Origin of the sequence: Pseudomonas migulae (assembly GCF_024169315.1) — a bacterium.
Lineage (GTDB): Bacteria > Pseudomonadota > Gammaproteobacteria > Pseudomonadales > Pseudomonadaceae > Aquipseudomonas > Aquipseudomonas migulae_B.
The window spans coordinates 439,883-452,554 of the sequence record NZ_JALJWR010000001.1; the positions used below are offsets into that span (position 1 = coordinate 439,883).

14 protein-coding genes are annotated in these 12,672 nt (G+C 59.3%); 8 read left to right on the top strand and 6 right to left on the bottom strand.

Annotated elements, in window-relative coordinates; all coding sequences use genetic code 11:
- Positions 1 to 131: 131 nt before the first annotated feature.
- Both J2Y86_RS02075 and gloB read right to left on the bottom strand, forming a co-directional pair.
- The gene (locus tag J2Y86_RS02075) at positions 132 to 1,574 is read right to left on the bottom strand and encodes a transglycosylase SLT domain-containing protein (protein WP_253427748.1); all 1,443 of its coding nucleotides are present in this window, start codon (positions 1,572 to 1,574) and stop codon (positions 132 to 134) included.
- 99 nt (positions 1,575 to 1,673) lie between these two features.
- Positions 1,674 to 2,441 (bottom strand): hydroxyacylglutathione hydrolase, encoded by a 768-nt coding sequence (gene gloB / locus J2Y86_RS02080; protein ID WP_253440077.1) that lies wholly within the window; start codon positions 2,439 to 2,441, stop codon positions 1,674 to 1,676.
- A 65-nt stretch (positions 2,442 to 2,506) separates the two neighbouring features.
- Here gloB and J2Y86_RS02085 point away from each other — a divergent pair, with 65 nt between their 5' ends.
- Together J2Y86_RS02085 and rnhA are read left to right on the top strand one after the other, a co-directional pair.
- Positions 2,507 to 3,265, top strand: a complete 759-nt coding sequence (locus tag J2Y86_RS02085) for a methyltransferase domain-containing protein (RefSeq protein ID WP_253427750.1) — start codon at positions 2,507 to 2,509, stop codon at positions 3,263 to 3,265.
- A gap of 91 nt (positions 3,266 to 3,356) precedes the next feature.
- A complete protein-coding gene (gene rnhA / locus J2Y86_RS02090; protein WP_008028618.1) occupies positions 3,357 to 3,809 on the top strand; it encodes a ribonuclease HI in 453 nt (150 codons plus the stop codon).
- A 154-nt stretch (positions 3,810 to 3,963) separates the two neighbouring features.
- Here the strand turns inward: rnhA and J2Y86_RS02095 are convergent, their stop codons facing one another.
- Positions 3,964 to 4,266, bottom strand: coding sequence for a DUF2388 domain-containing protein (locus tag J2Y86_RS02095; RefSeq protein ID WP_253427752.1), 303 nt, complete (start codon positions 4,264 to 4,266; stop codon positions 3,964 to 3,966).
- A gap of 189 nt (positions 4,267 to 4,455) precedes the next feature.
- On the opposite strand from J2Y86_RS02095, the gene dnaQ reads away from it, so the two are divergent.
- The 3 genes from dnaQ (at position 4,456) to J2Y86_RS02110 (ending at position 8,304) form a co-directional block, all read left to right on the top strand.
- Positions 4,456 to 5,214, top strand: coding sequence for a DNA polymerase III subunit epsilon (gene dnaQ, locus J2Y86_RS02100; RefSeq protein ID WP_214383761.1), 759 nt, complete (start codon positions 4,456 to 4,458; stop codon positions 5,212 to 5,214).
- A 205-nt stretch (positions 5,215 to 5,419) separates the two neighbouring features.
- Complete coding sequence (locus J2Y86_RS02105; RefSeq protein WP_253427753.1) at positions 5,420 to 7,675, top strand: Orn/Lys/Arg decarboxylase N-terminal domain-containing protein; 2,256 nt, start codon at positions 5,420 to 5,422, stop codon at positions 7,673 to 7,675.
- Between the two features lie 14 nt (positions 7,676 to 7,689).
- Positions 7,690 to 8,304 carry a GNAT family N-acetyltransferase gene (locus tag J2Y86_RS02110; protein WP_253427754.1) on the top strand — a complete coding sequence of 205 codons (615 nt, stop codon included), beginning with the start codon at positions 7,690 to 7,692 and terminating at the stop codon, positions 8,302 to 8,304.
- Here the strand turns inward: J2Y86_RS02110 and J2Y86_RS02115 are convergent.
- Complete coding sequence (locus J2Y86_RS02115) at positions 8,270 to 9,163, bottom strand: LysR family transcriptional regulator (RefSeq protein ID WP_253427755.1); 894 nt, start codon at positions 9,161 to 9,163, stop codon at positions 8,270 to 8,272. The genes J2Y86_RS02110 and J2Y86_RS02115 overlap by 35 nt on opposite strands.
- Before the next feature lie 88 nt (positions 9,164 to 9,251).
- Positions 9,252 to 9,512: a hypothetical protein gene (locus J2Y86_RS02120; RefSeq protein ID WP_253427756.1), complete on the bottom strand. Its 261-nt coding sequence runs from the start codon at positions 9,510 to 9,512 to the stop codon at positions 9,252 to 9,254.
- 174 nt (positions 9,513 to 9,686) lie between these two features.
- Here J2Y86_RS02120 and J2Y86_RS02125 point away from each other — a divergent pair, with 174 nt between their 5' ends.
- Entirely contained in the window at positions 9,687 to 10,247 is a 561-nt protein-coding gene (locus J2Y86_RS02125; protein ID WP_253427758.1) for an NADPH-dependent FMN reductase, read from the top strand.
- Positions 10,248 to 10,365: 118 nt separating this feature from the next.
- Here the strand turns inward: J2Y86_RS02125 and J2Y86_RS02130 are convergent, their stop codons facing one another.
- The gene (locus J2Y86_RS02130; RefSeq protein ID WP_253427760.1) at positions 10,366 to 11,025 is read right to left on the bottom strand and encodes a TetR/AcrR family transcriptional regulator; all 660 of its coding nucleotides are present in this window, start codon (positions 11,023 to 11,025) and stop codon (positions 10,366 to 10,368) included.
- A 55-nt stretch (positions 11,026 to 11,080) separates the two neighbouring features.
- Here J2Y86_RS02130 and J2Y86_RS02135 point away from each other — a divergent pair, with 55 nt between their 5' ends.
- Both J2Y86_RS02135 and J2Y86_RS02140 read left to right on the top strand, forming a co-directional pair.
- Positions 11,081 to 12,184: a DUF2855 family protein gene (locus J2Y86_RS02135; RefSeq protein WP_253427762.1), complete on the top strand. Its 1,104-nt coding sequence runs from the start codon at positions 11,081 to 11,083 to the stop codon at positions 12,182 to 12,184.
- Positions 12,185 to 12,298: 114 nt separating this feature from the next.
- On the top strand, positions 12,299 to 12,646 hold the full coding sequence (locus J2Y86_RS02140) for a metalloregulator ArsR/SmtB family transcription factor (RefSeq protein WP_253427764.1): 348 nt from the start codon (positions 12,299 to 12,301) through the stop codon (positions 12,644 to 12,646).
- The last annotated feature ends 26 nt before the right edge of the window (positions 12,647 to 12,672 follow it).

The window sequence follows — 12,672 nt, forward strand, 5'->3', positions numbered from 1 at the left end:
TTTAATGCAGGGTTAATTGCAAATGCGACAGGGCTGAAAACGCGAACCTGTGGCGAGGGGGCAAGCCCCCTCGTCACAAAAAGTTCTCAACCATCAAGCAAAAAAAAGCCCCTGAAGTCAGGGGCTCTTTATTAGTGTGGCGAAGCAACCGTCAGCATCTGCCCCGGCTTCAGCGCTTGGCCGACACGCGGATTCCAGCGTTTGAGGTGTTGCATTTCAACGTTGAAACGCTTGGCCACGATGTACAGCGAATCACCTTGCTGGACCTTGTATTGGGTCTGCGGCTTTTTGCTCTTCGTCTTGGCATTGGCTGCCACGACGGTGTTGATGCGTCCGTCGCTGCGCTTGGCCTTGTCCTGCATCACCAGCGTCTGGCCAACCTTCAAGTCCTTGCCGGTCAGCTTGTTCCAGCGTTGCAGGTCCTTGACCTCGACCTTGTTGGCCTTGGCGATGGTGCCGAGGTTGTCGCCACGTTTAACCCGGTAGGCGCGTTTCAAGGTGGCCAGCTGGGCATCGTCTACCCCTTCGAAAACCGGTTTGAGCGGCTTCTTGCTGATCAATTCTTCAGGACGCATGGTCGACAGGCTGGCGGTCAGCAGCTGCGCCTTGGACGTCGGCACCAGCAAATGCTGAGGACCGTCGATGGTCGTGCGCTGCTTGAAGGCCGGGTTGAGCTGGAACAGTTCGTCTTCGTCAATATTGGCCACCGCAGCGACCTTGGACAGGTCCATGCGCTGGTTGATTTCGACGACCTGGAAGTACGGTTCGTTGGCGATCGGGTTGAGGTTCACGCCGTAGGCTTCCGGCGCCAGCACCACTTGCGACAAGGCCAGCAGCTTCGGCACATAGGCCTGGGTTTCGGCCGGCAGCGGCAGGTTCCAGTAATCGGTGGGCAGGCCGAGCCTTTCGTTGCGCTCGATGGCCCGGCTGACCGTACCTTCACCGGCGTTGTAGGCCGCCAGGGCCAGCAGCCAGTCGCCGTTGAACATGTCGTGCAGGCGGGTCAGGTAATCCATGGCCGCGGTGGTCGAGGCGGTGATATCGCGACGGCCATCATAGAAACGGGTCTGACGCAGGTTGAAGTAACGCCCGGTGGACGGAATGAATTGCCACAAGCCCACCGCATCGGCCCGGGAATAGGCCATCGGGTTGTAGGCGCTTTCAATCACTGGCAGCAGCGCCAGCTCCAGCGGCATGTTGCGTTCTTCAAGGCGTTCGACGATGTAATGGATGTACAGGCTGCCGCGTTCGCCAGCGTTTTCGAGGAAAGAAGGATTGCTGGCGAACCACAGGCGCTGTTGTTCGATGCGCGGGTTGACGCCCAGGCCTTCCTGCAGCTGGAAGCCCTGGCGCATGCGCTCCCAGACGTCCTGTGGAATTTGCGGGGTCGGCTTTTCGCTGAGCCAGATAGGCTTCTGTTTGGCTCGAGCGGCGATATTGGGAGTGTGGGCCGCGTCGGTCTGCGGCACATGGCTGGAACAGCCCGCCAATGTGGCGGACACAGCCACCGCTATGGCTTGAGCCAAGCGGGTCAATGCGTCTGAATTGATGGCTTTACGAATAGATGACGACATTGGCTGGAAGTAAGTTCCGGGCAAAAATGTCGGGCGATTCTAGAAAGCGCACCCCCTGCGGTCAACCATTCAGATTTTTCGTTCCAACGGCAAAGCGGTTTAGAACGTATCTTTCCAAGCACGCAAGGCAGCAAAAACCGCACTGGGAGCCCGGTTATGGACGCCGTTCCGTTCGTCCACTTTTTCTTTAACGGATGTTTCGCCGGTGCGCAAAAACGGGTTTGTCTGCTTTTCAAGGCCCAGCGTAGAGGGCAGCGTGATGATTCCGGCTTCCCGTTGTTCGGTGACTTTGGCCAGGCGTTCGGCGGTGTGTGGGTTGCCGGGTTCGACCGCTGCGGCGAAGCGCAGATTGCTCAAGGTGTATTCATGGGCGCAATAGACCCGCGTATCCTCGGGAAGAGAGGCGAGGCGCGTCAGCGACGTGTGCATTTGCTCGGGCGTACCTTCGAACAGGCGCCCGCAACCGGCGGCGAACAGGGTGTCACCGCAAAACAGCGTTCCCAAGTGGTAGAAGGCGATGTGCCCCAGGGTATGGCCCGGAACTTCGATTACATCGAAGTCCCAACCCAGCACGTTGATGCGATCGTTATCCTTGAGCGCGACTTCCCGCGCCGGGATGGTTTCGCTGGCCGGTCCGTAGACCTTCGCGTCTGTCGCTTTTTTCAGTTGTTCGACGCCGCCGACATGGTCGTGATGATGGTGAGTGATCAGAATGTCACTCAGCACCCAGCCCGGATGGGCGGCAAGCCAAGCCTGCACCGGCGCGGCATCGCCCGGATCGACCACGGCGCAGCGCCGGGTTTCGGGGTCTTGTAACAACCAGATGTAGTTGTCGGTGAAGGCGGGCAGGGCTGTGATCTGTATCATCGTCGGATTCGCCAAGCTGAAAACAATGGCGCATCTTAGAACTTCCTGGCGCGTTGGAGAATGCAATGACCGATAAAGCGTTCGCTCAGGCTGATCCTGACTGGCTGGCCTTGATCAGCGCAGCCCGTGAATGGCTGTCCGGCCCCCTCGGACAATTTCTGCTGGACGAAGAGCGCCGCATGCTCGATGACGAGTTGGGACGCTTCTTTGGTGGCTATCTGGTGCATTACGGTCCTTCGGCCGAGACACCGCCGTCGGCACCGCAAGTCCAGCGCAATGTGCGGCTCGGCGCGCCGTTGCCGGGTGTCGAAATCGTCTGTGAGGAACAAGCCTGGCCGTTGAGCGAGCATGCCGCCGATGTGGTGGTGCTGCAGCATGGTCTGGATTTCTGCCTGTCTCCTCACGGTTTGCTGCGGGAAGCTGCAAGCAGCGTGCGCCCCGGCGGGCATTTGCTGATTGTCGGAATCAACCCCTGGAGCACCTGGGGTTTGCGTCACGTGTTCGCCCATGACGCCTTGCGCAAGGCCCGTTGCATTTCTCCGTCACGGGTCGGTGACTGGCTGAACCTGTTGGGCTTCGCGCTGGAGAAACGCCGCTTCGGATGCTATCGTCCGCCGCTTGCGTCCCCCGCCTGGCAAGCCCGTCTGGCCGGTTGGGAGCGCAAGGCCGGTGACTGGCAATTGTCTGGCGGCGGCTTCTATTTATTGGTGGCGCGCAAGATTGTGGTGGGCCTGCGTCCGCTTCGTCAGGAACGTCGCGAACCGATGGGCAAGCTGATTCCCTTGCCGATGGCCAAGGTCAACCGACGCAATATCGAACCGTAATACCTGTTTTTATTCCCGGCCGGGTTTGTCCCGGCCTCGGGCATCGTCGATCGCTGATCGGCGAGCCACCGCATTTTCTGGATAGATTGGCATGAGCGATAGCGTAGAACTCTTCACCGACGGCGCCTGCAAGGGCAATCCCGGTCCTGGCGGCTGGGGCGCATTGCTGGTGTGCAAGGGCGTTGAAAAAGAACTCTGGGGCGGCGAAGCCAATACCACCAACAACCGCATGGAACTGATGGGCGCGATCCGCGGGCTGGAAGAGCTCAAGCGTTCCTGCGACGTGCTGCTGGTGACCGACTCCCAGTACGTGATGAAAGGCATCAACGAGTGGATGGACAACTGGAAGAAGCGCGGCTGGAAAACGGCGGCGAAAGAGCCGGTGAAAAACGCAGACCTGTGGAAGCTGCTGGATGAACAGGTCAACCGTCACAACGTCACCTGGAAATGGGTGCGCGGGCATATTGGCCATCACGGCAACGAACGGGCCGACCAGTTGGCTAACCGTGGCGTGGATGAAGTGCGCGGGTACAAGCAGGCCTGAATCGGTTTCTACCGACGCACCGCGTTATCGTTCTTCGCGAGCAAGCCCGCTCCCACCTTCGATCTCGAGTGAAATCAAAATGTGGTTACACCCACAATTTAATGTGGGAGCGGGCTTGCTCGCGAAGAACGATAACGCGGTATACCGTTGGAAATCACAGCATCAAAATCGCGGCAGCCAGTTGTTGGTCTGAGTACTTTTCGGCTATTGCACCGCGAATCCGCTCAAATGCCGCTTCAATCCGCGCCCCGCGGATTTCCCCTTCGCTTGCCACAAACGCTGCCGCGTCATCCTTGGCGGCTAGCACGATTTTGTCATCCTTGAATGATCCGCTGGTGCCCTTGGACGAACTCAAGGTCAGGCTCAGCGTGATATCCGTGCTGATGACAAAACTGGTGGCCTGAGCGCCCGAGCTCAACAAGCAGGTACTCAACACAAGAAGCTGTGCACTCTTCATGACATTTCAAACCCTTGGGAATCAAGGGGCGCACGCTATCAAGCGGTTGTTCGCCAGGCTTTATGAACATTGCTAATGATTGTTAAAAACTGCATGAGCGTCAGTCATTTGCCTGTGTGCGCTGCAGATCCCATGAGCGTGTTAACATCGCCGCTTTTGCACGATTGACCCGTTGAGAGCTGAGCACTGATGGCCACCAGATCCGTTGTACTCGATACCGAAACCACCGGCATGCCGGTGACCGACGGCCACCGGATTATCGAAATCGGTTGTGTCGAGTTGATCGGTCGGCGCCTGACGGGCCGGCACTTTCACGTTTACCTGCAACCGGACCGCGAAAGTGATGAAGGCGCCATCGGCGTCCACGGCATCACCAACGAATTCCTGGTGGGCAAGCCGCGCTTCACTGAAGTGGCCGATGAGTTTTTCGAATTCATCAAGGGCGCGCAGCTGATCATCCATAACGCGGCGTTCGACGTTGGTTTCATCAACAACGAATTCGCCCTGATGGGTCAGCACGATCGTGCTGACATCACGCAACACTGCTCGATCCTCGACACCCTGATGATGGCCCGGGAACGTCACCCGGGGCAGCGCAACAGCCTCGACGCCTTGTGCAAACGTTATGGCGTCGACAACTCCGGCCGTGAACTTCACGGCGCCTTGCTCGACTCCGAGATTCTCGCCGACGTTTACCTGACCATGACCGGCGGCCAGACCAGCCTGTCGCTGGCCGGTAACGCGTCCGACGGCAATGGCTCCGGCGAAGGTGCCGACAACTCCGCCACCGAAATCCGCCGCTTGCCGGCCGACCGTCAGCCGACGCGGATCATTCGTGCCAGCGAAGACGACCTCGCCCGGCATGTGGCGCGGATGGAAGCCATCGCCAAATCTGCTGGCGCCCCGGCACTGTGGGTGCAGCTCGCCGAGGCTGAAGCTCAGGCCTGAAACCGTCGACGAGTTGAAAGGGCTTTTGTATCGAGTGAGCTTGCTCCCTCGCCACAGGTAATCTCACTGAGCGTTTAGGTTGCTGGCCACATGATGGTGCACTCTCTGACCTGCTTCGGGGCATTACATTCGCCACATCCGCCTCAACCCTCTACCCTGAGGGTATTGGCAGGCCAAGGCCTGCCGCCTCAGGACACTGAGCCCCATGTACAAAGATTTGAAATTCCCGGTCCTGATCGTCCACCGCGATATCAAGGCCGACACCGTCGCCGGTGATCGCGTGCGTGGCATCGCCCGGGAGCTGGAGCAGGAAGGTTTCAGCATTGTCTCGGCAGTGGATTACGCCGAAGGGCGACTGGTCGCGTCGACCCATCATGGTCTCTCGTGCATGTTGATCGCCGCCGAAGACCCCAGCGCCAACTCTCATCTGTTGCAGAACATGGCCGAATTGATCAGCCTGGCGCGGGTGCGTGCGCCGGACTTGCCGATCTTCGCCCTGGGCGAACAAGTGACGCTGGAAAACGCCCCGGCCGACGCCATGGACGAGCTCAATCAATTGCGCGGCATTCTTTATCTGTTCGAAGACACCGTGCCGTTTCTGGCGCGGCAGGTTGCCCGAGCCGCGCGTAAATACCTGGATGGCCTGCTGCCACCGTTCTTCAAGGCTTTGGTGCAACACACCGCCGACTCCAATTATTCCTGGCACACGCCCGGGCATGGCGGCGGCGTGGCGTATCACAAGAGCCCGGTGGGGCAGGCGTTCCATCAGTTTTTCGGGGAAAACACCCTGCGTTCGGATTTGTCGGTGTCGGTGCCCGAACTGGGTTCGCTGCTCGATCACACCGGCCCGCTGGCCGAGGCTGAGGCGCGGGCGGCGCGCAACTTCGGCGCCGATCACACTTTTTTCGTGATCAACGGCACCTCGACCGCCAACAAGATCGTCTGGCATTCCATGGTTGCTCGCGATGACCTAGTGCTGGTGGACCGCAATTGCCACAAGTCGGTGTTGCACTCGATCATCATGACCGGCGCGATTCCGCTGTACCTGTGCCCGGAGCGCAACGAACTGGGGATCATCGGCCCGATTCCGCTGAGCGAATTCAGCCGCGAGTCGATCCAGGCCAAGATCGACGCCAGCCCGCTGACCAAGGGGCGCGCACCCAAGGTCAAACTGGCGGTGGTGACCAATTCCACTTACGACGGACTCTGTTACAACGCCGAGCTGATCAAGCAAAGCCTGGGCAACAGCGTCGAAGTGCTGCATTTCGATGAGGCCTGGTATGCCTACGCGGCATTTCACGAGTTCTTCGCCGGGCGTTACGGCATGGGCACTTCCCGCAGCGATGACAGCCCGCTGGTGTTCACCACCCATTCCACGCACAAACTGTTGGCGGCGTTCAGTCAGGCTTCGATGATTCATGTCCAGGACGGTGGCGCGCGGCAGCTGGACCGCGACCGTTTCAACGAAGCGTTCATGATGCACATCTCCACCTCGCCGCAGTACAGCATCATTGCGTCGCTGGACGTGGCATCGGCCATGATGGAAGGCCCGGCCGGTCGTTCCCTGTTACAAGAAATGTTCGATGAAGCCTTGAGTTTCCGTCGGGCGCTGGCGAATCTGCGACAGCACATTGCTGCCGACGACTGGTGGTTTTCGATCTGGCAACCGCCGTCGGTGGAAGGCATCGAGCGCGTCATCACTGAAAACTGGTTATTGCAGCCCGATGCCGACTGGCACGGGTTTGGTGGCGTGACCGACGACTATGTGCTGCTCGATCCGGTCAAGGTCACCCTGGTGATGCCGGGCCTGACGGCGGGCGGAGCGTTGAGCGAGCGCGGGATTCCGGCGGCGGTGGTCAGCAAGTTCCTGTGGGAGCGCGGGCTGGTGGTCGAGAAGACGGGTTTGTATTCATTCCTGGTGCTGTTTTCCATGGGGATCACCAAGGGCAAATGGAGCACGCTGTTGACCGAGTTACTGGAATTCAAGCGCAGCTATGACGCCAATGTCAGCCTGTCGACCTGTCTGCCGTGCGTGGCGCAGCAGGACGGCGCGCGTTACAAGGGGATGGGCTTGCATGATCTGTGCGATCAACTGCATGCCTGTTACCGCAGCAATGCCACGGCCAAACATCTCAAGCGCATGTACACGGTGCTGCCGGAAATCGCCATGAAGCCGGCCGACGCCTATGATCAACTGGTGCGTGGCGAAGTGGAGGCAGTGTCGATCGATGCGCTGGACGGCCGCATCGCTGCGGTGATGCTGGTGCCGTACCCGCCGGGGATCCCGTTGATCATGCCCGGCGAACGCTTTACCGAGTCGACCCGCTCGATCATCGATTACCTGGCGTTTGCCCGCACGTTCGACAGCAGTTTCCCGGGGTTCGTCGCCGATGTGCACGGCTTGCAACACGAAGACGAGGGCAATGGGCGGCATTACACCGTCGATTGCATCAAGGAATGAGGACCTTTCCCAGTATGCAACCGGTCATGAATCCGAAATACCCAGGGCTGTCGGTGCGCGTTGCCGACGAGGGTTTCGCCGCTTATATCTGGGGCAGTGATTTCAGTTTTGAAGTCGCCGCCTATGGCGCCGCCGAAATCGGTAAACCGGTGGAGCAATGGCCGGTGACGCCGATCACCCCTTACCGCAAGTGCTACGGCATTGATCCCGAGGAATTCAGCAGTTTCCGCGATGCCGCCGACAGTGCGATTTTTATGGCTTATCTCGACGATGAGCCGGTGGGTCACCTGGTGGTCAGCACCAACTGGAACGGCTTTGCCCACATCGACGAGCTGGCGGTGCATGCGCCGGCCCGGCGACATGGCGTGGCCAAGGCGCTGCTGGATGTGGCGCAGTTCTGGAGCCGCAAGAAGAAACTGCCGGGCATCATGCTCGAAACCCAGAACAACAACCTGGGGGCCTGCCGGCTCTATGAGCGTTGCGGGTATGTGATTGGCGGCGTCGATCATCTGCGCTATCGCGGCATCGACCCCAATACCGCCGAGATCGCCTTGTTCTGGTATCGATTGTTCGATAACCCGCTGGAAAACCCGATCAGCTCGCCAACATCGCCACGGCTTGTTCCGTGACGATATCCAGCAAGGCCTGAGCGGCCGGGGAAGGCTCGCCGTTCTTCAGGGTCAGGGCGTAGACGCTGATCGGTACGGCGGGCGCCAGCGGGCAGGCATCCAGACCTGCGGATTTGGCCCCGAGTGCGGTGAACGGGTCGACAATCGCCAGGCCTTCACCGGCCTCGACCATGCTGCGCATCATCTGGTGCGTCTGAACCCGGGTGTGGACGACGGGGGCAGGGCGCAGCCCGTGCAATTTGTTGTCGAGCACCGGGCTCAGCGGATCGTGACCTTCCAGGCCGACCATCGACTGGCCCGCGAGGTCTTGCAGCGAAATGTACTTCTGCTTCGGTTGCAGCCAGCCGTGGGGCGCCAACAGTTGCAATTTGCCCTGGGCAATGACCTGGCAATGAATGTCCGCGTGATCGGGGTCGTGCAGGCTCAGGCCCAGATCGCTTTCGCGCAGCAGCAGGCTTCGGACGATGTCGCGGGTGGGTTGGCTCAACAGGCTGCAAGGCACGTCGGGCAGACGCCGGCGCAGGGCCGCAATGCTCTGGGGCAACAACTGTTGAGCCAGAGGCGGCGTGCAAATGATGCGAAGGGGCGGGGCCTGATACTGCCTGAGGCTGCTGGCCAGGCGCTGCACCGGTTCGAGCGCCTCATAGACGTGGGCGATTTCGACCTGTAACTCCCGCGCCTCGCGCGTGGCCTGCAAGCGTCCACGCACGCTGGAAAACAACATGAAGCCCAACTGACTCTCAGCGTCACGCAGAATGCTTTCGACCTCGGCCACTGGCAGCTGCAACCATTCGGCGGCGGTGCCCAGGTGACCGGTCTGCAGAAGCGCGTGTATCACTTCGATATGACGTAAACGCATGCGTGAAGTCCATGTTCAGCAGGTGGGGGAGTCAGTGGCTGAATCCTAACCCAAGTCCGCGCATAAGACTTCTGCTCATAACGCGAGGTTATGAGGCGACGTTGGTTTCCGGCAGGTTGCCGACATAGGTGTCGGGTTCGCGCACGATGGTCACATCCGATTGCACCAGCAAAAACTGGTTGTCATCGAGTTTCCTTACGCGATCGCCAATGGCCAGCTTGTAAGTGGTGACAGGCTCGGAGCCGGCGAGACCGTCTGCCGACGGGGTGGATTCCTGGAACTCATGCACGGAATAGACACGGCCTTCCGCGTCTCTTGCATGGAACTGACCGACGAGTACTGCTGCCATCTGCTTAGAACCTCTGGAGATAAATCACTCAATTTGCGGTTCTGTAGACCGTGGTTGGGCGAGGTAAGTTTTCCTACAGGAAAAAAATAGTCAGGGACGGCATTTTCGGTCGTCCGCTGTGTGATTCGTCATCTATAACTACAAGCTCTTCCATCGGACAGTCGAGAATCTTCCATGAGCAACGTCTATACGATCGCCGTTCTGGTCGGCAGCTTGAGAAAGGAATCGATCAATCGCAAGGTGGCATTGGCCCTGGCCGATCTGGCGCCTGCGAATCTCAAGCTGAACATCATCGAAATTGGCGACTTGCCGCTGTACAACGAAGACATCGATGGTGCTTCACCGCCGGCAGCCTACAGCACTTTCCGGCAACAAGTGAGTTCATCCGACGCGTTGCTGTTCGTCACCCCGGAATACAACCGTTCGGTACCGGCGCCTCTTAAGAATGCGATCGATGTCGGTTCGCGGCCCTACGGCAAGAGCGCCTGGGGTGGCAAGCCGGGAGCGGTGATCAGCGTTTCACCGGGGGCGATCGGCGGGTTTGGCGCCAACCACCATCTGCGCCAGTCGATGGTATTTCTCGATGTGCCGTGCATGCAGCAGCCGGAAGCGTACCTGAGCGGCGCCGGTTCGGCCTTCGATGAGGCGGGTAAGTTGTCCGAGACGGTCAAGCCGTTCTTGCAGAAATTCATTGATGCCTATGGGCAGTGGGTCGAGCAGCACAAGAAAGTCTGACAAACCCGCAATCCCCTGTAGGAGCGTGCGGTGCGGCGATCCGACTTGCCCGCGAAAGCGGCGTCACATCCACCATAGATACTGAATGTGACGGCCCCTTCGCGGGCAAGCCTCGCTCCTACAAGGCTTTTAGTAGTCGGCTACAGATCATCATTTCCATTTCCGACAGCCATGCGGCGGATTGCTCCGCCGCCGCTTGTGCGGTAACGCAATAACGACGTCCGCCCCAAGCCATGATCACCCAGGCGTCGATGGTTGTTTCTGACGGCTGGGTGGGCAGGTCGCTACAGGCTGCAAAGGCCTCGCGCCATTTTTGCGATAACTCCTGGAACACCCGTCGGTGATGTTTGGATTCGGCGATCTGGTATTCCAAAGCCAGCACTTCATGATTGAACAGTGGCTGCCCGGCACCGCTCGGGTCGCACGTCAGGCGTACCAGGCGTTTGATTCGGGCTGGCCAGGCCAGATCGTTTGCGCGTACGACGTGTTCATCCAGGTTTTGTATCAAGGTTTCCAGCCAATGTCGGATGTACCCCGACAGCAGGGCTTCCTTGCTCGGGAAATAGTCGTACAGCGTGCCGATCGCAACACCTGCTTCCAGCGCCACTTCGCGAGTGGTCAACCCCGACCAGCCGTCGCGCAGCCAAATCCGAACAAACGCCTCGTAAATCGCCTCGACGGTGAAAATCGCCCGGGCCTGACTCGGCCGTTTCAACGGTTTTGCACGGGGATTGAGGGTGGGGACGCTGCCCCTGGAGTTTCCGAACCCGCTCTTCATCGGCTGCCACTACTCTGGTGCTACCCGCCATTCACTCGCAGCAGGAGTTGGAAAGATGCAAAGTCCGAGCACGGTAACACGGCTGATCACCCGCAAAAACGACCTCGACCAGAGTCGAATCGAACAGGAGCAGCGGAGTCTGATTCCGGCTGACGGGGAGGTGATCCTGAAGATCGACCGCTGTGCATTGACCACCAACAACATTACTTACGCCGCGTATGGCGATTCGATGAACTACTGGGGGTTCTTTCCTACGGGGCTGGCTGAATGGGGCCACATACCGGCCTGGGGTTTTGCCGATGTGATTGCTTCGACGGTTGAGGGCGTAAAGGCAGGAGAGCGCTTCTACGGCTATTTTCCGATTGCCAGCCATCTATGGATGCGTCCGGAGCGTGTCACTGAGCGTGGTTTCTATGATGCTGCGCAACATCGGCAGGCGCTGACCTCGGCCTACAATCAATACACCCGATGCAGTTGGGATTCGTACTACAGCCCGGAAACCGAAAACCTGCAGATTTTGCTCAAGCCGCTGTTTCTGACCTCATCAATGCTGGCGGATTTCCTGCAGGACAATCAGTTCTTCGGCGCGACTCGACTGGTGTTCTCCAGTGCTTCAAGCAAAACCGCCTACGGCACGGCGGTGTGCCTGGACAATCTGTCCGGTCTGGAACGAGTGGCGCTGACATCCGCTGGTAACAAGGCGTTTGTCGAGAAGCTCGGTTGTTATGAGCGAACAGTGTCCTACACAGAACTGGCGAGCCTGGCCAATGACCGGCCAACGCTCTATGTGGATTTCTCCGGCGACCTGGATTTACGTGACCGGGTGCACCAGCATTTTGCCGGGCAGCTGGTTTACAGCTGTTTCGCCGGATCAGCGCAAAGTACCGATGAAGCTCGGCTGACGGCCATCGAGGGGCCTCAGCCGGTGTTTTTTTTCGCACCGATTCAGATCCGCAAGCGCAATGCCGATTGGGGCCCGGAAGGTGTCAGCCGGCATATTGGTGAGGGCTTGCAGCGTTTTTATCGACAAGTGACCGCGGTGGAGAATCCGTTGCTGGAAGTGGTTGAGAGTGAGGGCTATGAAGCGGCGCAGAGCGTTATTTCCCGGTTGTTTCATGGGCAGGTCGCGCCGGTGGAGGGGCATGTGATTCGGTTGTGAATTGATTTTGGACCCGGCTCCCTCGCCACAAGAGGGAGCCCCGGAAACTTTGCTTTACTGAATATTCGAAATTCCATATATTTCACGCCTCGTTTGTCTGGAGGCGTGTCCCTAATGTCCGATTCCCATGGTCCCGTCGATATTTTCAAGGCCCTGGCCGATGACACCCGCAGTCGCATCGCCCTGTTGATCGCCCGCGAAGGCGAATTGTGCGTGTGCGAGTTGACCGCCGGGCTGGACCTCAGCCAACCGAAGATCTCTCGTCATCTGGCGCAACTGCGCAGCAACGGGCTGCTGGCGGATCGTCGTCAGGGGCAATGGGTGTTTTATCGCCTGCATCCGCAACTATCACCGTGGGTCATCACGCTGTTGCAGGGAGCGCTGGCCGCCAACGTTGAATGGCTCGCCGCTGACGTCGCCCGATTGCAGGCCATGGCTGATCGCCCAGTGCGCTGCTGCTAACCCCCGATTTCTTTTGAAGGCTGCTT